Below are 18,878 nucleotides of genomic sequence, written 5' to 3' on the forward strand. Positions count from 1 at the left end.
TCCAGCATTCGGGCGGGACGTCCCGCCCTGCTCTATCTCTACTATATATCGCGGCAACGCCTTGGCAACCCCCACGATATATGTCTTTGAGGTTTGGCTAAGGCGATTCCGTAACGATAGCGTGACAGTCTGGAATTTAGGCGAATGGCCCTGTCAGCCGGCTAGGATGAAGTAACGCCCGATCCCATAAGCATATAAAATCGCAAAAATGACGTTAATGTATTTCAGCTGAGGCTCGTTCCTGAGCCAGGCACAAAATATCCAAATCAAACAGAATGGCAGGCTGAATAGCATCGCGGCGAGTTGCCAGCCTTGCACAATAGAAATAGTGCTCGCGAGGCCTAATACCAGCGCCAGCCACTTCAGCTGCTGCTCAAATGCAGCGAACTTCAGGTAGTTCATTCCTTATACTCTCGGGTAAACAGCGCCGTGAACCCGGCGTTCTGCTAAGGGTAGAATTAGCAGAAAGTTGCTTGAAAATGCAATCTTAGGTTTTCGAAAATTCAATCGACTGGTTTTTTGTTAATCATCTCATCAGAAGCAAGTTTCGATGATCGTCACAACGTATCAAAACCAAGAATTCCCGTAACCGAAAACATACAGGGCAACATGACACTAAACCAAACATTGCGATCAAAAATGGTCAAACGCGTTGCCTTTGGAAGCTTGATGACATTGGTGATTTGCATCAGCAAAACCGTAATTGCTGACCCAATCGACGTAAGGGACATGGTTGCATCAATACGTGATGAAATCACGGACACGACGATTGTCGTAAAACGTCTTTCCGATGGGCAGATTTGGATGAGCAATCCTGAGCGCGCGCATATTCAATATTCGCCCGCATCAACATCGAAAGTTCCCCACACAATAATCGCGCTCAAGAATGGCATAGCAACCACTACCACGATCTTTCCATGGGACGGTGTCTCCAGAAGTGTCCGTGCATGGAATCAAGATCAGACTTTGGCATCGGCCTTTCAAAAATCGGCTGTCTGGGTCTACCAAGAGATTGCGCAGTCTACCGGGCGCGAGGTGATGTCTGATGAATTGCAAAGCCTTGCCTATGGCAACATGGATGTCGGCACATTTGGTGACACCCCCCGTTATTGGCTGGATGGCACCCTTAGGATTTCGGCAATGGAGCAAATAGAGTTTCTATCAAAACTCGCCCAAGAAGCGTTTCCATTGTCTGCATCGACCTATGCTTCCACAAAAGCGATCATGGAAAGCGACCGGGGTTCAAATTGGGTAATGCGATCAAAAACCGGATGGCGCTACAGCAAAGACAATATGGATATTGGTTGGCATGTTGGTTGGGTAGAGTGTTCTAGCGACGAATATATCTTTGCGCTCAATCTAGACATGCCCGATACCAGATATCTCGCGCATCGCACGAAAATCACATATGCCGTTTTACAAGATATCGGGGCTTTTGATTGTGAATAGAGCCAGCAAACGCCTAAGCAAAGAAGGCTAAAGCCCCAACTTATCCCGCATAAACGCCAGAGCCACGCTCAGCCCATCCGGCGCAATCCCGTGCGCGGTGCCCTTCATGATATGCGCAAAGACATCTTTGAACTCGGCTTCCTGCAAAGCTTCTGCCGCCTGCGGCAGGGATTGCACCGGCACAACATCGTCTTGATCGCCATGCACCAGCAACACTGCTGGGCGGCTGACGGTTTCGTCCGCCAAAAGTTCAGGACGTAGCAAACGACCAGAAAAGGCAACAACGCCAGCCACTTCGTCCTCGCGACGCGGGGCGACGTGCAGCGCCATCATCGTGCCTTGTGAGAAGCCAAACAGCACCACCTGTTCTGGCAGAACGTCTTCGTCGACCATCATCGCTTCAAGAAACGCATTCAGATCTTCGACCGCCGCCATCATGCCGCGCTCGCTTTCTTCCTCAGAAGATCCATCAATCCACGGGATCGGGAACCATTGCAGTCCCATTGGCATGCCCGGGATGGTCTCGGGCGCATCAGGTGCCAGAAACAGAGTATCTGGCAGGTGTTCCGCTAGCGGATCCGCCAGACCAATCAAATCCTGCCCATTCGCACCATAGCCGTGCAGAAACACCACCACAGACCGGGTCTCCCCAGAAACGGGTTCTTTGCGAAGTGTGTTTAAAACGCGAGTCATGCGATGCCTTCCCTGTCTTTTGCCACATGGTAGTAGGCCCACAAGAGCCGCGCTGCAACTGATCTCCACGGAGACCAGGCCTCAGCCATGACGCGCAGTTGCTTTTCGGTCGGTCTTTTGGGCAGATCAAACAACAATCGCGCGCTTTCCTGAAGCGCCAAATCCCCCGGAGCAAAGACATCAGCACGCCCTAAAGAGAACATGGCATAGATCTCGGCGGTCCAGACGCCGATGCCGCTAACTTCGGTCAGAGTCTTAATGATGTCTTCGTTCGAAGTGTCTCGTAAGTCTTTGTAATTGATACGCGCTTCGGCCAAGGCTTTGGCATAGCGCACCTTTTGACGACTTAGTCCAGCTGCTCGCAATTCTTCTTCGGTAGCCCACATCACCTTGCGTGGCCCGGTCAATTTCGCATCGCGCATGCGCTTCCAAATCGCGCGTGCAGCTGCGACGCTCACTTGTTGCGAGACAATGGCACTTAAAAGCTGATCAAAACCGTCTTTTCGTAAACGTGTGGGCAATGGACCGGTTACTTCCAGCGCCAGCCGGAAACGTTCATCCTGGCCAGCCAACCATTCCGCGCCCTCTGCGACACAGGCTTCTGTTTTGATGATGCGACCAACCATGCTCACCCCTTACTTTCTTATCGGCATCTGCGCCCATCAAAGCCGCGCTGTCAAATCCGTTTCATGCGGAAAATGAAATGTGAACGAATTGGTTCATTTTATTGTACCAATCCCCTTTTCAAAGTTTCAAAACGCGACTAGCCATTCGTCATGACCCAGATTGCTGATGATATGATTGATGATCGCCGCGCCAAGCGCACTGTTTTCATTTTGGTTTTGGCGCAGGCCATTATCGGCGCGCAGATGCCGATGATTTTCACCATAGGTGGCCTCGCCGGGCAATCTTTGGCGTCAAATGTCTGCTTTGCCACCCTGCCGATTTCCCTGATCGTGCTGGGCTCCATGTTATCAGCGACTCCGATGTCGAATTTCATGCAGAAACACGGCCGTCGTGCTGGTTTCTTTGTGGGGGCTGCTGGTGGCATCATCGGCGCAGCCGTTGGAGCATACGCGCTTTATACGAGCAGCTTTGCGCTCTTTCTGGTGGGCAGCCTCTTCACCGGTATCTATATGAGCGCGCACGGTTTTTACCGATTTGCAGCCGCCGATAGTGCATCTGATGCCTTCCGCCCTAAAGCGATCTCTTATGTTATGGCTGGCGGGCTTGCCGCAGCGGTCTTTGGACCGCAATTGGTGAAAGTGACAGCTGATGCATTTGTGATCCCCTTCATGGGCACCTATGCAGCGGTCTTGATTCTAAACCTTGTCGGAGTGGGTCTTTTTGTATTCCTCGATATTCCGCTGCCTGAGCAACCCAAAGAAGGCGACCGCCCATCACGCAGCCGGTGGGAACTGATCACCACACCGCGCATCGCAGTTGCGGTGATCTGCGCGACCGTCTCTTACGCACTTATGAACCTGATGATGACGTCCACCCCACTAGCGGTTGTGGGCTGCGGTTATACGCAAGATAATGCCGCCGATGTTGTCAGTGGCCACGTATTGGCGATGTTTGCTCCGTCCTTTTTCACAGGCCACCTGATTGCGCGCTTTGGTGTCGAGAAAATCGTCGCCGCAGGTCTTTTGATCCTTGCCGCAGCCGGGGTGGTCGCACTGCAAGATGTGGAACTTGAGAATTTCTTTATCGCGCTGATTTTGCTGGGGATCGGTTGGAACTTCGGGTTTATCGGAGCCACCACCATGCTGACAATGTCGCATGAGCCGCATGAACGCGGTAAAATGCAGGGCATGAACGACCTGATCGTCTTTGGCGGTGTGACTGTGGCCTCGCTGGCCTCTGGCGGATTAATGAATTGCTCGGGCGGTGACGCCGTTCAGGGCTGGACAGCCGTGAATATGGCCATGGCACCATTCTTGGTGCTGGCAGGTGGTGCTTTGATTTGGTTAGCCTTGCGACCATCCGAGAAACTGGCACATTAATTCAAAAAAGAAAGCCCGCACAATAACTTGAACGGGCTTTCTTAAGTGAGATATCAGAACGTTCAGAAGATTTTCACGACACCTTCAACGGCTGAATCCTGCGCCAACAAACCCATTTTCACAGCATGCACCCCATCCATCAATGTGACTTCTGGCGTACCGTTGCCGCGCACCACTTCGAGGAATTTAACATGCTGATAGAAAGTTGAGCCATTGTGGTCGCCCGCATCCAGAATTGTCGGATCCACCGGAACCTCAACGGTTTGTGGCCCCTTTGGAGAACGCGGACTAATAATCACCTGAGACACGGGAGGTTCACCCAAATGTGTCGGCCAGAAACGGCCCGGCCCTGGCACTAACGCTTCTATCTTGCCTTCTGGTCCTACCGCGCTGATTTCTTCCTGGAAGGTACTGCCTTCGGCATACATGCAAAGCTCCAGCATGCCACGCGCACCGTTTTCAAAATCAACGATCACATAAGCCGTGTCCCAGATGTCTGACATCTCGCCATCGTAGTTTTCATCCAAATGGTTCACTTCTTGACCTGCAGAGGCCATGATCCGCACAGGATCCGAGCCAATGATCAAACGCATCAGGTCAAAGAAATGGCAGCATTTTTCAACCAATGTGCCGCCTGAATTCTTATTGAACCGATTCCAGTTGCCAACCTTTTGCAGGAAGGGAAAACGGTGTTCACGGATGGTCAGCATTTTCACGCCCCCCGTCGCTTTTTGCACCTCTTCCACAAAGGTCTGGATCGACGGCATATAACGATATTCCATCGCCACCCAAATCGGTGCCGGGTAGCTCTCTTTGAATGCCAGCAGTTTTTCTTCGTCTGCAGGATCCGTGAACAGCGGCTTTTCCATCAACAAAGGCAACGGGTTACGCGCTGCGATCACCTCAAGCTGTGGCACATGCATGTGGTTTGGACTAACGACCAATAAACAATCCAGATCATCGCGATCCAAAAGATCTTCAAGAGAGTTGCACAGAGCGGCATTCGGCTCGATCGCCTTGGCCGCATTGGCCATGATCTCATCGGGCTCATAGATCGCGGCCACGCGCGCGCCATCCAGCAGCGCGATGTTACGCATGTGTTCATGCCCCATCATGCCGCAACCGATGATGCCGTAATTGATGATACGATCCATTGATCTCTCCATTACTTCAGGCGCTGCACATAGAGCGCCTGGTCTGTATCAAACCATGTTCGGGAAAACTCGATCGGCAAGTCACGGTCAGACCAGCTGTACCGTTCAATATAGCCGACGGGTGTGCCCGGCGTTTTTGTGAATGTCTCTGGTGCCCAACTTGGCACCTCACTGATGCTGACGCGGTCTTCGGCGCGTGTGATCCAGAAGCCAAGCTGCTTCTGGTAGTAGCGATAAAGGGAATCAGACAGGGCGTCTTTCGTGACCTGCCCGGCCGATTCGTCGAGCCAGATTTCCTCAACCGCGATAATTGTATCATTCAGGTAGCGCAGGCGCCGGATGCGCGCGCCCCGTTTTGCATAGCCAAATTCCGGCAGATGATCCGGCTTTGGCAGGGTCTCAACTGATAGCAAATCAGCCCGTGGCAGACCACCACCTTCGGGCAATTCCAGACGGAACATGCCATAGACACTGTCCCGGACCTGGCCGGTCTTGATATAGTTCCCAGAGCCCTGAATTCGCTCTAAAAGTCCTTTATTTGTCAACTCCGCCAGCGCCTTGCGCAGCGTGCCAACAGAGGTGTTAAACTCTGCCGCCATCTCCCGCTCAGGCGGGAGCCGGTCACCATGGCTTAATCGACCAGAGCTGACATCACGTATGATCAGTTCGGCGATCTGCACATAAACCGGTAATGCGTTGCGCTTCTGGTTGGACAAATTGATACAGCCCTTTCGCTGGGTCAGAGGAGCGACAGAAAAAATTGATACACCATTGATGCACCTTTATTTGGATGTTTAACTAAGTCGAAAGCGATGGCAACCCAAAGGAATAAAAATGACAGTCGTTCCGATAACATCTCCGGACCTGCAAGCGGCGGAAGTCTCTTGGTTTTCAGCACTTTGCTCAGACGACTATCAATTTCTGGGTCAGCCAGACGGCGATCTGCGCAGCTCCTGGGAGCATTGCAGCAACATCGTAAAAACGGCTGAAGAACAGGGGTTTAACAACATCCTGTGCCCATCCTCCTATCAGGTTGGGCAAGACACACTGTCTTTTGTAGCGGGCTGTGCGCCAATCACTGACAAGATCAACCTACTCGCGGCTGTGCGCTGCGGGGAAATGCAGCCGATCATGCTGGCCCGCACGGTCGCGACGCTTGATCACATGCTGCAGGGCCGTCTGACGATCAACATCATCAGTTCTGACTTCCCGGGTCAAAAAGAAGACAGCAACTACCGCTATCAGCGCTCCCGCGAAGTGGTGGAGATCTTGAAACAGGCTTGGACACAGGATGAGATCAACTACGAAGGCGAAGTCTATAACTTCAAAGGACTGACAACCGATCCGGTGCGCCCGTATCAGCAAAACGGTGGTCCGCTGCTCTATTTTGGTGGCTACTCCCCGGCTGCGCTGGAACTGTGTGGGCAGCACTGTGACGTCTACCTGATGTGGCCAGAGAAAATGGACGAACTGGCTGGTCGTATGAAAGCAGTACATTCCGTTGCAGATAACTATGATCGTACGCTGGATTATGGCCTGCGCGTGCACATGATCGTGCGCGATACTGAAGCGGAAGCACGTGAATATGCCGATTACATCGTCTCCAAACTGGACGACGAATATGGCCGCATGATCCGTGAACGTGCGCTCGACAGCACCTCTTTGGGTGTGAGCCATCAGGCGAAGAACCGCGAGCTGGCGGATAAGTTCGGCTATATCGAACCAAACCTTTGGACCGGCGTGGGTCGTGCGCGTTCTGGCTGCGGCGCCGCTTTGGTTGGCTCAACCGATCAGGTCATGAGCAAGATCGAAGAATATCAAAAGATGGGCATTCGCGCCTTTATCTTCTCTGGCTATCCGCATATCGACGAAGCCAAACACTTCGGCGCGCGCGTATTGCCAAACCTCAAGACATGCTCTTTGCCGCATGAGTACGGCCGCGTACCTGCTGAAACCCCTGCAACACCTCTTGGTAACGGAGTGCGCCGCTAATGGATCGCGTTAAACTTTCCCCTTCCCTTGAAATGAGCCGCATCGTCTATGGCATGTGGCGTCTGGGTGACGACACAGATACGTCGCCTGCGCATGTTGAGGCGAAAATCCAGTCTTGTCTGGACCAGGGTATCACCACTTTTGACCAAGCTGACATTTATGGCGGCTATGTTGCAGAAGCCGTTCTGGGTGGCGCATTGAAGGCCAACCCGTCTTTGCGCAACAGCATGGAAATCGTGACCAAATGCGACATCGTTGCTCCGATGGGGCGCTATTCCGATGCGAAGGTCAAATATTACGACACCTCACGGGCTCATATTGAAAGGTCCGTCGATCATTCGTTGCAAGATATGGGCATTGATCACATCGATCTGCTGCTGATCCACCGCCCCGACCCGCTGATGGACCACAATGAAACTGGCGCGGCGCTGGATGACATGGTGGCCTCTGGCAAGGTGCGCAATGTCGGCGTGTCGAACTTCCGTCCATGGGATTGGGAGCTGCTGCAATCTGCGATGAAGACCCAATTGGTCACCAACCAAATCGAGATTTCATTGGGAGAAATCAACCCGTTCACCAATGGCGATCTGGCGTTCCACCAAAAGCAAGACGATGCAATCATGGCATGGTCTCCTCTGGGTGGCGGCAGCCTGATGAGCAACGATGGGCAAATCGGTGCCATCATGGATGAAATCGCAAATGCTTACGGTGTGGATCGCGCGGCCGTTGCTGTGGCTTTCTTGCTGGCGCATCCTGCGAAAATTCTACCGGTCATGGGCACCAACAATTTGGACCGGATCGGTCGTATTTCTGACGCATTGAAAGTCCAGCTTGATCGTGTGAGCTGGTACCGGCTCTACGAAGCAGCATTGGGTAAGGAAGTTCCGTGATGAATGCACCTGTGACCAGTTTCGCACCTGACGCAGACAACACCCGCCTTCTGCGCGACGCCTTTGGGCGTTTCGCAACCGGCGTCACCGTTGTTACTGCGATGTCCGAGGACGGCCCTGTTGGCATCACTGCCAACAGCTTTACCTCTGTGTCGCTTGATCCGCCGATGGTGCTGTGGTCACCCAGCAAGACCTCTCGTCGTTTCCCGTATTTTGACGCAGCGCAGTATTATGCCATTCATGTGCTGGGCGCAGATCAAGAAGAGCTGTGTTGGGGTTTTGCAAAAGATGCATTTGCGCTGAAGGATATCGATCACGATGTCAGCCCCGAAGGCGTGCCTTTGCTGCGTAACACACTGGCGCGGTTTGAATGCAAACAGTCGGCCAAGTTTGAAGGTGGCGATCACCGCATCATTCTAGGCGAAGTCATCCGTGCGGAAATGCGCGAAGGTGATGGCTTGGCGTTCTTTGGCGGTAAACACGGTACATTCACGCAAGCATAGGTAAGGTATACGCCCTACCTGACTGATTTCCCTAGTTTTTCACTGGAAAAACAAAACACCGATCTCGTCGCAAGGTCAGTGAAAAACGTGTGCCAGGCTGTGGAATAAACACATTTGGCACCGTCGCTTTCAGCATGCTGCCATCATGTTCCATACGGAACTCCACAAGGCTTTCAGTACCCATAAAGCGCGCGCGTTCCACAATGCCTGCTGCGGCCTGACCATGCGCAGCCGTGACCGCTGGCCCAAGGCCGCCGCGGTTAAAATCCAGATGCAGGTGCTGCGGACGGATAACAATCTCGACCTCAGCACCTTCAGCACAACCCGGCGTTAAAAACTGCCCAAAGGGTGTTTCGGTCAACGCGCCGTTGCTGACGCCTCGAATAACATTAATGTCGCTGAAAAACGCCATCGCATCGCGATCCACTGGCGCGTTGTAGATGTTATAAGGCGAGCCCTGCTGCACAATCTTACCATTGCGCATCAGAGCGATTTCATCGGCCATGCGCAGTGCTTCTTCTGGTTCGTGTGTGACCAACAAAACCGCTGTGTCTTCTTCTTTCAGCAGCGCCAGAGTTTCATCCCGGATCCCATCGCGCAGACGGTTATCAAGGCCTGAAAACGGCTCGTCCATCAACATGATGCGCGGACGCGGTGCAAGCGCGCGCACCAATGCCACACGCTGTTGTTCGCCGCCAGATAGTTGATGTGGGGCCTTATCGATTGCCCAAAACAGCCCAACTTTCTCAAGCAATTCTTCAACGCGCGCACGTTTCTGGGCAGTCGTGCCGTTCAGGCCAAAGGCCACGTTGTCAGCAACCGACATATGCGGAAACAGCGCAAAGTCCTGAAACATCAACCCGATCTGGCGGCGTTCAGGAGGAATGCGGAAATGAGTATCGCAGATCAGCTTGCCGTCGACATAGATCTCGCCGCTGTCCTGCATATCCACGCCTGCAATCATACGCAGCGTTGTGGATTTCCCGCAGCCAGAGGGCCCTAGCAGACAGGTCACCTGCCCCGGTTCAATACGCAGGGAAACCCCATCGACCACCGCACGATTTCCGAATTGACGGAACAGGTTACGGACTTCCAGCCGAGGGGGCGTTGTAGTGGTTTGCTCTGCGCTCACGTGGGCCTCATGCATTGCCCGACGATAATCATGATGAAAACCATCGGGTTTTGCATGGGTGTAGCAGCCCGCCTTTTAGGCTTCAACCCTGCGAGAGCCTACAAGAACCGCTGCAAAGCCGATCACCAGAACAGCAATACAGATTTGTAGAAGCTGTTCGTATTTGTGGCCTTCAACCAAGATGGACGCCACCAGCTCATTGCCGCGCAGGAAATACGCCGCAGCGCCCAACATGGCAGCAGCGAAGCTCACCAGATAGGCCCAAAGTGCAACCACGCGATTGCCCAGAAGGGCTGCAACAATCACCGGCGACAGGAACATGCTGGCCGTGCCAGAAACAGCAACCGCATCAAAGAGCGATTGGTTGCCCCACAGTGTCAAAGCGCCTCCTGCGACCGCAAAAACGACCATCGCCATGCGACCGCCATTCAGAGTTTTCGGAGCCAGACGCAGCTCTTCAACGACCAAACGTGCTGCGGATGAAAGCGCGCTGTCGAGTGTGGAAAGCGCTGAGACAAGCAAAGACACCAAGAGCAGCACAAAGACCCAAGCCGGCAAGATGGTGGCCCAAGTGCCAATCAACTGGCCCTCATATTCAGCACCATCCAGCGCCGCCTGAATGCCAAAGAAACCAAAGGTAATGATGCAAAGCGCCGAAATCCAAAACGCATGGAGAAAGCTTTTACGTGTGGTGTCTTCATCCGCGATGAAGCCTCGATCCATCATTACCGGATCATGTACAGGGTAGGAAAAGACTTGCAAGAAGGCGACCAATAGCAGGATCCAACCGTTGTACTGACCTGACGCACCTTCGGCCGTCAGAACCGCGCCGAGGCTAAAGCCCGGGCTTAGGATGAGCGCCAAAAGGGCCACGGCAAAGACCACAAGAAACAACGACATCTGCATGACGTCCGTTTTCAGTGCGGCGCTCAACCCACCCCAGGCGGAATATGCCAAGGCCAGAAGGCCTATGATCAGGATGCTTCCGACCTCTGCAAATGCGACCCCCGGAAGGGCTGCAGAAAAGATCAGGCCGACAACGATCAGGTTCGCAAAGACCTCGGACAAGAGGCGCAACGCAATTACAAGGTTGTAGCAGCCGGTGCCCACAGTGCCGAAATGGTCCACCAGCCAGTCTTGCACAGACCGCGCGCCACGGGCACGCATGCGGCCAATGATGAAACCTCCAGTCAGGAAGGAACCATAGTAAGCCGCATAGGCTAGAACGCCTGCGATCCCGTAGAAAAACCCCAGAATGGCCGCGTTCATCAATGAGCGTGCAAAAATCCATGTGGTGACTTGGCTGAGCACCAAAGTCCAAAGACCGGGCGCTTGCCCCTCTGCGCCTGATCCAGAGAAGAACCCTTCGACGCTGGCGCGACGCGGGGCAACATAGAGGCTCGCCAAAATAATAAAGGCGAAAATGGCGATGACGGCGGTGGCCTGCATGGTTTTGTCCTGTTTTCCGGTCGTTTAGACCGGCCTAGCAGGACAGATTTGTGCAAACCAGCACCCAGTGCGCTCCCCACGAGAATGTGAAAGCGCGTCAGTGCTGGTCTGAGCATTTACATTGACAGATCAAAACCCGCTTCGCCCAAATGCCGTCCATTCACTTGGATGACCAGCTTATGCGCACCGGGGAAGAGCTTGAAGGTTGTCGCATTGGCCTTAAGCACGTGCTTTTTGGTAAATGTCTGCGCTTTGCCTTTTTTCAAAACCGCCTGTTTCAACTTGAAGACCTTCGGTGAGACCTTCCCGCCTGCCTTTTGAAAATGGATTACATAGTCGATGATAACCGGGCTTTGTTCGTTTGCCTCAAGGTCTAGTTCGAACTGAAAAGCCTCGCCCGCAATTACTTTGTCGCTTTCCAGCGAAAGGCGTTTCAGCGTAACCGGCGCATCTGCCTTGAAGCCTAAAAGGTCCATCGCGCCAACATGACCCTGTTTGATCAGAGTCCGCAACGCATGGCGGGTCATCCAATCCAGCTCTTTGGCATCTTGTTTGCCCGCCGCGTGCCAAGACTTCAGCGTATCAACGACCAAATCGGGATGAGTTTTTGCAATATCATTCAAGTGGTTGGCTACAGATCGCGTGACATAGCGTGTCGGATCGGCATGCAAAGTGTCTAACAATGGCAGGGGCGTTGGCACATCCATATCCAGCTTCTTGGCCCATGGCAGTTTGGGCCGCGTGCCTTCAGAAACAAGCCGGCGCACATGGTAATTGTCATCTACGGCCCAGGCCTTAAGCCGCGCCATGGTTTCTTCGGGCCAGCGATTAAGGAAGGGGCGAATGGGCCACTCCATCGAGAACCGTTTGGTGTTCTCATAGATCAAATCAAGTGCGCGCTCACGGTGGTTTTCAAGCCCGTGACGCACCGCCAGATAGCCGGGCGGCGCATGTGTAAAAAGCCCAAAATCGTCATCAGTCAGAGATGGGTCTAACTCAGGTGGCATGGCTGCCTCTAACTGGCCTGCCATAATGGAAAAATCACTAGACAACCGCTTCTCAATGCAATCCGTGATCCACTCCATTCGTTCCATGAACGCCATGTCTTTGAATTTGGAAACCGCTTCAGCAGTGAACTCTGCAGCGTCAAAATCCTCCACAGCAGCAGCATAATTTTCTGCGATATTTGAAATCGTTTCTTCATTAAACAGCTGATCTGCCAGTGAAAAACCCTGTGTCACGCCCGTACCCCTTGCCATTACACTGTTGTGTTGGTCGCGCCGCCATCGAGCAAAACATTCTGCCCCACGATAAAGCCCGCGTGTTGAGAACACAGGAACGCACAGGTCGCGCCGAATTCCTGACGTGTGCCGTAACGGCCCGCCGGAATGGTTGCAAAACGTTGAGTCTGCGCCTCGTCGTAGGAAATGCCCTGTGCCTGACTTGCACCGGTATCCAGTGACACAGCGCGATCTGTGGCATGAATGCCCGGCTGTAGGTTGTTGATGGTCACGCCCTGCCCGGCCACCTGGCGCGCAGTCCCGGCTACATAACCAGTCAGACCAGCACGCGCAGAATTGGACAGGCCCAACACAGCAATGGGCGCTTTGACGGACACCGAAGTAATGTTCACAACGCGACCCCAGCCTTTGCCCATCATACCCGGCAACAATGCTTTCATCAGGGCAATCGGCGCCAGCATATTGGCATCCAGCGCTTTGATGAAATCGTCACGATCCCAATCGGTCCACATGCCTGGAGGCGGCCCACCAGCATTGGTCACCAGAATATCAACGCCTTGGGCTGCATCAATCACAGCTTTCTGGCCATCTTCAGTGGCGACATCTGCCACAACCGTTTGAACCAAAACACCAAATCGATCTCGGATATCTGCTGCTGCAGCCTCCAAAACCTCTTCACCACGTGCGTTCATCACCAAATCAACACCTGCTTCGGCCAATGCTTCGGCGCAGCCAAGCCCCAGACCTTTCGAGCTTGCGCAGACCAGTGCCTTTTTCCCCGCGATCCCCAAATCCATTTGTGTCATCCTTCTTTTGTGTCACCATCGCGGGATTTTCATGCAACCGCCAGCAAATTGCCGAGGCTGATCCCTCTTGTTGCCATAATTGGTCAGCAGAACTGATGGAAAGCAAGACAAAAGCTATGTTGGGCAACCAGCGGGCGCATGACAAAGGAAAAGGCATGACAACTACTGTGCCACATCAAAATCGTCGGGATCAGCAGCTTCCGGTTTACCGCGCGTCAGAGTTTCGTGTGGTGAACGGGGCCAACGAAGGTGATGGGTTGTCTTTTGCGTCCGAACTTATGCTGGACGACGTATATGAATTGCGTCAGGCGTCCTACCCGGCGGCTTTGGCCATCAAACCCGATGGCGAAAACGCATTTCAAATCACCGCGCGGTCTTCTGTTGGCCGCCCGGCTGCACAGCTTTATCTGGATTGTTGCATCACCCTAATGCGCTCGTCTGGCGACACCCTTGAGGCTTTGGTCTTTGTAGAAGTTGATGCCTTAGGCAATGTTGTTGATATCTACCTGCATGCGCTAGCCGCCCTTGATACCAAGACGCCTTATACATTGGTCGGCATCGACCAAGAGACCGCGCATCGCCGATTGGCATTGATGAATTGCGTATCTTTCACGCGCGGAACACATATCACGATGGCAAATGGCAGCCAGACCGCGATCGAAAACCTAAAAGTCGGAGATCGCGTACTGACACGTGACTCAGGCTCCCAAGAGATTCGCTGGATTGGCCGCTCCACAGTGCGCGCAAGCGGCCCCTACGCTCCCGTCGTGATCACCGCAGGCACGTTGAACAATCTTGGCGATCTCGTCGTAAATCCAGACCATCGACTGTTTGTTTATCAACGTGAAGATAAGTTGGAGGCAGGCCAGTCAGAAATTTTGGTCAAAGCGCGCTATTTGCTGAATGGCGACTCAATCTATACGCAAAACGGCGGATTTGTTGAGTACTTCCAACTGCTGTTTGATGATCACCATATCATCTTTGCAGAAGGTATCGCCGCTGAAACCATGTTGGTGGATGATAAAACGCATTCCGTTTTGCCGGGTGCTCTGAGCAAAAAGTTCAAAAACAGTCAGCCAGGTTTGGGCAATCCAGACAAGGTCGCGGTCGAAGTCAACGAACGCCTGTTGCTGACCGAGAACGCAGCTAAACTTTTGCGCCGCGCATCCACGCGCTAACACCTTCTGCCATTGCGCCAACGCGACCTGAGCGCTATACGCGCGCTCATGTCGAACACCGCTTCAAACCGCCCCGAATTGCCGCCCGAAATTGCGCGTCGTCGCACCTTTGCGATCATCTCGCACCCGGATGCTGGTAAAACCACACTGACTGAAAAGTTCCTCCTTTATGGTGGCGCGATTCAGATGGCGGGCCAGGTGCGTGCAAAAGGTGAAGCGCGTCGGACACGGTCTGACTTTATGCAGATGGAAAAAGACCGCGGAATTTCAGTTTCAGCCTCCGCAATGTCTTTTGATTTCAATAACTTCCGCTTCAATTTGGTAGATACTCCGGGCCACTCGGACTTCTCCGAAGACACCTACCGTACCCTGACCGCGGTAGATGCAGCTGTCATGGTGATCGACGGCGCGAAAGGTGTTGAAAGCCAAACGCAAAAACTGTTTGAAGTCTGTCGCCTGCGCGATCTGCCGATCCTAACCTTCTGTAACAAGATGGACCGCGAGAGCCGCGATACATTCGACATCATAGACGAGATCCAAGAAAACCTTGCGATTGATGTAACGCCAGCCTCTTGGCCCATCGGCGTTGGTCGCGATTTTGTTGGCTGCTATGATCTGTTGCGCGACCGGCTGGAGCTGATGGACCGTGCGGACCGCAACAAGATTGCGGAAACCGTTGAGATTTCTGGTCTGGATGATCCGAAACTTGCGGAACATGTTCCAGCAGAATTGCTAGAAAAATTCCTTGAAGAAGTTGAGATGGCGAAGGAGTTGCTGCCCAAACTTGATCCGCAATCGGTTCTTGAAGGTCACATGACCCCGATTTGGTTTGGTTCTGCGATCAACTCTTTTGGGGTGCAAGAACTGATGCACGGCATTGCGAACTACGGTCCTGAACCACAGGTGCAAACCGCCTCTCCACGTGAAATTTCTCCTGAAGAAAAGAAGGTTGCGGGCTTTGTCTTCAAAGTTCAGGCGAACATGGACCCAAAACACCGCGACCGCGTGGCCTTTGTACGCATGGCGTCCGGGCACTTTAAACGTGGTATGAAACTGACCCATGTGCGCACCAAAAAGCCGATGGCAATTTCGAACCCTGTGCTGTTTTTGGCCTCAGACCGTGAGCTCGCTGAAGAAGCGTGGGCTGGCGATATCATCGGTATTCCAAACCATGGCCAGCTGCGCATCGGGGACACACTGACCGAAGGCGAAGCTCTGCGCGTCTCAGGCATTCCGTCCTTTGCGCCGGAACTGCTGCAAGGCGTGCGCGCAGGCGATCCAATGAAGGCCAAGCACTTGGAAAAGGCGCTGATGCAGTTTGCTGAAGAAGGCGCCGCCAAGGTATTCAAACCCTCTATTGGCTCTGGCTTTATTGTTGGTGTCGTGGGTGCACTGCAATTTGAAGTGCTCGCCAGCCGGATCGAAATGGAATACGGCCTGCCGGTACGTTTCGAAGCCAGCCAGTTTACTTCAGCCCGTTGGGTGAGTGGTGACAAAGCCGCAGTCGAGAAATTTGCAGACGCCAACAAACAGCATATCTCGCATGACCATGATGGCGATATTGTGTACCTGACGCGTTTGCAGTGGGATATTGACCGCGTCGGAAGGGACTACCCAGACGTGACATTGACCGCTACAAAGGAAATGATGGTCTAACTGGCCCCATGCAAAACCGTGTGGGCTGGTTAGAATAGACAGCCCACGCGAGCAGATGGCAAAAAGCAAAACATATCAAGGCAGTTACGACACGCTTTTAAAGAAGCCTCTTATCCTTGTGTTGTGTCGCAAATCAGTTCGCACCCTTTGTCGCATGCCGATTGAAAAGCACATCGCTTGGAAGGATAAAGCGCAATGAGCCAACCGTCTTGGGGCATCGTTTCTACAATCAAAGCGCCCACAGAAACTGTACTGAAATTCGTGTCCTACCACCTGGATCAGGGCGCTTCAGATATCACTGTTTTTCTGGATGACGCCAATCTTGAAACAGCGCGCGCGTTACAATCCCACCCCAAGGTTCAAGCCGTTTTAACAGATGATGCCTATTGGCAGGATTGGCTGGGTCGTCGCCCCCCAAAACATCAGCTCAGACAAGTTCGAAACGCCACGCGGCACTATCGGAAAAACCAGCATTTGGACTGGATCGCACATATTGATGTGGATGAGTTCTTGTGCACCGAGGGCAGTATCGCAGATGAATTGTCAAAATGCCCACCTGAGGCCTCGGAATTTCGCATCGCCCCTTGTGAATCGCTTTGTTTGGATGACCAAACAGACCTCGACCCAGAACTCACCTACTGCAAAACACTAACCGGAAAAGGGGACGCGGGGCTTCGATTAGAGCAGAAACTCTATCCACAGTTCGGAGGCGTGCTCAAAAGCGGATTCGTGAGTCATGTGGTCGGAAAGGTCTTTGTGCGATCTGGGTTAAAAAACGCAAAGATTGCCATTCACAGAGCATTTGAAAACAAAGATCAACGTGTCCCGGACTACCAATGTTCCACTATCGAACTCTGCCACAAACACATCGAGAACTGGGAAAAATGGCTGTCCATAATGCAGTTCCGCCTAGAAAGAGGCTCCTACCGGGCCGAGCTTGAGACCAATTTGTCGCCTGCCTCGGGACGCATTCAACGGCATCAGTTATTTTCATCGCTCACCGAAGATGGCACCGCTGACCTGCGTGCTTTTTTTGAAGAGGTCTGTTTGGCAACGCCACGCCTGCGAGGATTGCTGGCTGAAGAAGGCTGTTTGCGTGAATATCGATTGGATCTGGATGCGAAATTGGCAAAACACTTTCCAGATTATGATTAGTTTTGTTTCGAATTTGTCAACAAATTCAGCTAGGGCGCGAGTTAACCGGACCTGTCGTTGACGCATTTCAAGGAATGCTATAGGGGGTCCAATAAGGATCACCATAGTGTTGTAACGCTGGGCCAAACGGGCCTGATCCACCTAGATGCTACGGGCGCGTGATGTCCGTAAACCACGGATACGCATGACAAAGTTCTCCGATCTGAATCTGAACAAAAAAGTTCTGAAAGCCGTTGAAGAAGCGGGCTACGAAAGCCCGACCCCGATTCAAGCGGATGCCATCCCCCCTGCTCTAGAAGGCAAAGACGTTCTGGGGATTGCGCAAACCGGCACCGGTAAAACCGCAAGTTTCACTCTACCGATGATATCACTGCTGGCCCGTGGACGCGCTCGTGCGCGCATGCCGCGCAGCTTGGTATTGTGCCCAACACGCGAGTTGGCGGCACAGGTGGCAGAAAACTTCGACACCTACACCAAACACCTGAAACTGACGAAAGCCCTGTTGATTGGCGGCGTCAGCTTTAAGGAGCAAGAAACCATTATCGACAAAGGCGTTGATGTTCTGATCGCAACGCCAGGCCGTTTGCTCGACCATTTCGAACGCGGCAAACTGATCTTGTCTGATGTAAAAGTCATGGTTGTCGACGAAGCTGACCGTATGCTGGATATGGGCTTTATCCCTGATATCGAACGCATTTTCGGCCTGACACCTTTCACACGTCAAACGCTGTTCTTCTCGGCCACTATGGCGCCAGAGATCGAGCGGATCACGAACACCTTCCTTTCTGCCCCAGTGCGGATCGAGGTTGCGCGTCAGGCGACGGCCTCTGAGAACATCGAACAAGGCGTTGTGATGTTCAAAGCCTCCCGCCGGGATCGTGAAGGCAGCGAAAAACGCAAGGTTCTGCGCGAGCTGATCAAGCTTGAAGGCGAAGCTTGTTCCAACGCGATTATTTTCTGCAACCGTAAGACCGACGTCGATATCTGTGCGAAATCGATGAAAAAATACGGTTTGAACGCAGCACCAATCCACGGCGATCTGGATCAATCTCAGCGTATGAAAACGCTGGATGCTTTCCGCAACGGCGAACTACGATTCCTTGTGGCCTCTGATGTGGCCGCGCGTGGTATCGATATTCCAAACGTGACCCATGTCTTTAACTTTGACGTTCCGGGCCACGCCGAGGACTATGTCCACCGTATCGGTCGTACTGGTCGCGCAGGTCGCAGCGGTAAGGCTGTGATGATCTGCTCCGGACGGGACGAAAAGCAATTTGCAGCAGTCGAAGCCCTGATCCAAAAGGAAATCCCGCGGATCGAAAACCCGGTCAAACCGGCGGAGCGCAAGCCGCGTGTCAAAGCCGAAGACAAGACCGAGGATAAGGCCAAGGAAGCACCGGCGAAATCCGCAGCACCAGCAGCTGAAAAACCCGATAATGCTAAGCAAAACAATCGCAGCCGTCCGCGCGGACGCGGTGGACGTGGGCGTGACAATGATGCGCCCGTGATTGGTATGGGTGATCACCTGCCAAGCTTTATCGCCCTTAGCTTTGAGGAACGCCGCGCAGGGTAAA

General features: G+C 53.2%; 18 protein-coding genes. 9 read left to right on the forward strand and 9 right to left on the reverse strand.

Annotated features, from left to right (window positions below; all coding sequences use genetic code 11):
• Nucleotides 1-153 precede the first annotated feature (153 nt).
• A complete protein-coding gene (locus JXQ85_RS12820; protein ID WP_421749332.1) occupies nucleotides 154-402 on the reverse strand; it encodes a peptidase in 249 nt (82 codons plus the stop codon).
• Between the two features lie 267 nt (nucleotides 403-669).
• Here JXQ85_RS12820 and JXQ85_RS12825 point away from each other — a divergent pair, with 267 nt between their 5' ends.
• Complete coding sequence (locus JXQ85_RS12825) at nucleotides 670-1,449, forward strand: penicillin-binding transpeptidase domain-containing protein (protein WP_421749333.1); 780 nt, start codon at nucleotides 670-672, stop codon at nucleotides 1,447-1,449.
• Between the two features lie 27 nt (nucleotides 1,450-1,476).
• On the opposite strand, the gene JXQ85_RS12830 is transcribed toward JXQ85_RS12825, so the two are convergent.
• On the reverse strand, nucleotides 1,477-2,142 hold the full coding sequence (locus JXQ85_RS12830) for an alpha/beta hydrolase (RefSeq protein WP_421749334.1): 666 nt from the start codon (nucleotides 2,140-2,142) through the stop codon (nucleotides 1,477-1,479).
• On the reverse strand, nucleotides 2,139-2,768 hold the full coding sequence (locus JXQ85_RS12835; protein ID WP_421749335.1) for a DNA-3-methyladenine glycosylase family protein: 630 nt from the start codon (nucleotides 2,766-2,768) through the stop codon (nucleotides 2,139-2,141). Before JXQ85_RS12835 ends, JXQ85_RS12830 begins: the two co-directional genes overlap by 4 nt.
• A 150-nt stretch (nucleotides 2,769-2,918) precedes the next feature.
• On the opposite strand from JXQ85_RS12835, the gene JXQ85_RS12840 reads away from it, so the two are divergent.
• A complete protein-coding gene (locus JXQ85_RS12840; protein WP_421749336.1) occupies nucleotides 2,919-4,148 on the forward strand; it encodes an MFS transporter in 1,230 nt (409 codons plus the stop codon).
• A 62-nt stretch (nucleotides 4,149-4,210) separates the two neighbouring features.
• Here the strand turns inward: JXQ85_RS12840 and JXQ85_RS12845 are convergent, their stop codons facing one another.
• Nucleotides 4,211-5,302: a Gfo/Idh/MocA family protein gene (locus JXQ85_RS12845; RefSeq protein ID WP_421749337.1), complete on the reverse strand. Its 1,092-nt coding sequence runs from the start codon at nucleotides 5,300-5,302 to the stop codon at nucleotides 4,211-4,213.
• Between the two features lie 11 nt (nucleotides 5,303-5,313).
• Nucleotides 5,314-6,024: a GntR family transcriptional regulator gene (locus JXQ85_RS12850; RefSeq protein ID WP_421749831.1), complete on the reverse strand. Its 711-nt coding sequence runs from the start codon at nucleotides 6,022-6,024 to the stop codon at nucleotides 5,314-5,316.
• Nucleotides 6,025-6,136: 112 nt separating this feature from the next.
• Here JXQ85_RS12850 and JXQ85_RS12855 point away from each other — a divergent pair, with 112 nt between their 5' ends.
• Genes JXQ85_RS12855 through JXQ85_RS12865 form a run of 3 tightly spaced genes read left to right on the forward strand, consistent with a single transcriptional unit; the run spans nucleotide 6,137 to nucleotide 8,687 of the window.
• Nucleotides 6,137-7,294 (forward strand): LLM class flavin-dependent oxidoreductase, encoded by a 1,158-nt coding sequence (locus JXQ85_RS12855; protein WP_421749338.1) that lies wholly within the window; start codon nucleotides 6,137-6,139, stop codon nucleotides 7,292-7,294.
• Nucleotides 7,294-8,184 carry an aldo/keto reductase gene (locus JXQ85_RS12860; RefSeq protein WP_421749339.1) on the forward strand — a complete coding sequence of 297 codons (891 nt, stop codon included), beginning with the start codon at nucleotides 7,294-7,296 and terminating at the stop codon, nucleotides 8,182-8,184. The genes JXQ85_RS12855 and JXQ85_RS12860 overlap by 1 nt, the downstream gene beginning before the upstream one ends.
• Entirely contained in the window at nucleotides 8,184-8,687 is a 504-nt protein-coding gene (locus JXQ85_RS12865; RefSeq protein ID WP_421749340.1) for a flavin reductase family protein, read from the forward strand. Before JXQ85_RS12860 ends, JXQ85_RS12865 begins: the two co-directional genes overlap by 1 nt.
• A gap of 31 nt (nucleotides 8,688-8,718) precedes the next feature.
• Here the strand turns inward: JXQ85_RS12865 and JXQ85_RS12870 are convergent, their stop codons facing one another.
• From JXQ85_RS12870 to JXQ85_RS12885, 4 genes are all read right to left on the reverse strand, one after another.
• On the reverse strand, nucleotides 8,719-9,819 hold the full coding sequence (locus tag JXQ85_RS12870) for an ABC transporter ATP-binding protein (RefSeq protein WP_421749341.1): 1,101 nt from the start codon (nucleotides 9,817-9,819) through the stop codon (nucleotides 8,719-8,721).
• Nucleotides 9,820-9,894: 75 nt separating this feature from the next.
• Nucleotides 9,895-11,268 (reverse strand): sodium:proline symporter, encoded by a 1,374-nt coding sequence (locus tag JXQ85_RS12875; protein WP_421749343.1) that lies wholly within the window; start codon nucleotides 11,266-11,268, stop codon nucleotides 9,895-9,897.
• Nucleotides 11,269-11,384: 116 nt separating this feature from the next.
• Nucleotides 11,385-12,509 (reverse strand): DNA alkylation repair protein, encoded by a 1,125-nt coding sequence (locus tag JXQ85_RS12880; RefSeq protein WP_421749344.1) that lies wholly within the window; start codon nucleotides 12,507-12,509, stop codon nucleotides 11,385-11,387.
• 17 nt (nucleotides 12,510-12,526) lie between these two features.
• On the reverse strand, nucleotides 12,527-13,306 hold the full coding sequence (locus JXQ85_RS12885) for an SDR family oxidoreductase (protein WP_421749345.1): 780 nt from the start codon (nucleotides 13,304-13,306) through the stop codon (nucleotides 12,527-12,529).
• 164 nt (nucleotides 13,307-13,470) lie between these two features.
• Here JXQ85_RS12885 and JXQ85_RS12890 point away from each other — a divergent pair, with 164 nt between their 5' ends.
• The 4 genes from JXQ85_RS12890 (at nucleotide 13,471) to JXQ85_RS12905 (ending at nucleotide 18,877) form a co-directional block, all read left to right on the forward strand.
• On the forward strand, nucleotides 13,471-14,493 hold the full coding sequence (locus tag JXQ85_RS12890) for a Hint domain-containing protein (protein ID WP_421749346.1): 1,023 nt from the start codon (nucleotides 13,471-13,473) through the stop codon (nucleotides 14,491-14,493).
• A 48-nt stretch (nucleotides 14,494-14,541) separates the two neighbouring features.
• On the forward strand, nucleotides 14,542-16,149 hold the full coding sequence (locus JXQ85_RS12895; RefSeq protein ID WP_421749347.1) for a peptide chain release factor 3: 1,608 nt from the start codon (nucleotides 14,542-14,544) through the stop codon (nucleotides 16,147-16,149).
• 195 nt (nucleotides 16,150-16,344) lie between these two features.
• Nucleotides 16,345-17,304, forward strand: coding sequence for a glycosyltransferase family 2 protein (locus tag JXQ85_RS12900; RefSeq protein WP_421749348.1), 960 nt, complete (start codon nucleotides 16,345-16,347; stop codon nucleotides 17,302-17,304).
• Between the two features lie 184 nt (nucleotides 17,305-17,488).
• On the forward strand, nucleotides 17,489-18,877 hold the full coding sequence (locus JXQ85_RS12905; protein ID WP_421749349.1) for a DEAD/DEAH box helicase: 1,389 nt from the start codon (nucleotides 17,489-17,491) through the stop codon (nucleotides 18,875-18,877).
• Nucleotide 18,878: the final 1 nt, after the last annotated feature.

Origin of the sequence: Cognatishimia sp., assembly GCF_049116455.1 — a bacterium.
Classification (GTDB): Bacteria; Pseudomonadota; Alphaproteobacteria; order Rhodobacterales; family Rhodobacteraceae; genus Cognatishimia.

Coding starts and splice junctions, on each gene's coding strand:
- JXQ85_RS12820 (WP_421749332.1), bottom strand. CDS start 402: ATGAACTACCTGAAGTTCGCTGCATTTGAGCAGCAGCTGAAGTGGCTG.
- JXQ85_RS12825 (WP_421749333.1), top strand. CDS start 670: ATGACATTGGTGATTTGCATCAGCAAAACCGTAATTGCTGACCCAATC.
- JXQ85_RS12830 (WP_421749334.1), bottom strand. CDS start 2,142: ATGACTCGCGTTTTAAACACACTTCGCAAAGAACCCGTTTCTGGGGAG.
- JXQ85_RS12835 (WP_421749335.1), bottom strand. CDS start 2,768: ATGGTTGGTCGCATCATCAAAACAGAAGCCTGTGTCGCAGAGGGCGCG.
- JXQ85_RS12840 (WP_421749336.1), top strand. CDS start 2,919: ATGACCCAGATTGCTGATGATATGATTGATGATCGCCGCGCCAAGCGC.
- JXQ85_RS12845 (WP_421749337.1), bottom strand. CDS start 5,302: ATGGATCGTATCATCAATTACGGCATCATCGGTTGCGGCATGATGGGG.
- JXQ85_RS12855 (WP_421749338.1), top strand. CDS start 6,137: ATGACAGTCGTTCCGATAACATCTCCGGACCTGCAAGCGGCGGAAGTC.
- JXQ85_RS12860 (WP_421749339.1), top strand. CDS start 7,294: ATGGATCGCGTTAAACTTTCCCCTTCCCTTGAAATGAGCCGCATCGTC.
- JXQ85_RS12865 (WP_421749340.1), top strand. CDS start 8,184: ATGAATGCACCTGTGACCAGTTTCGCACCTGACGCAGACAACACCCGC.
- JXQ85_RS12875 (WP_421749343.1), bottom strand. CDS start 11,268: ATGCAGGCCACCGCCGTCATCGCCATTTTCGCCTTTATTATTTTGGCG.
- JXQ85_RS12885 (WP_421749345.1), bottom strand. CDS start 13,306: ATGGATTTGGGGATCGCGGGGAAAAAGGCACTGGTCTGCGCAAGCTCG.
- JXQ85_RS12890 (WP_421749346.1), top strand. CDS start 13,471: ATGACAACTACTGTGCCACATCAAAATCGTCGGGATCAGCAGCTTCCG.
- JXQ85_RS12895 (WP_421749347.1), top strand. CDS start 14,542: ATGTCGAACACCGCTTCAAACCGCCCCGAATTGCCGCCCGAAATTGCG.
- JXQ85_RS12900 (WP_421749348.1), top strand. CDS start 16,345: ATGAGCCAACCGTCTTGGGGCATCGTTTCTACAATCAAAGCGCCCACA.
- JXQ85_RS12905 (WP_421749349.1), top strand. CDS start 17,489: ATGACAAAGTTCTCCGATCTGAATCTGAACAAAAAAGTTCTGAAAGCC.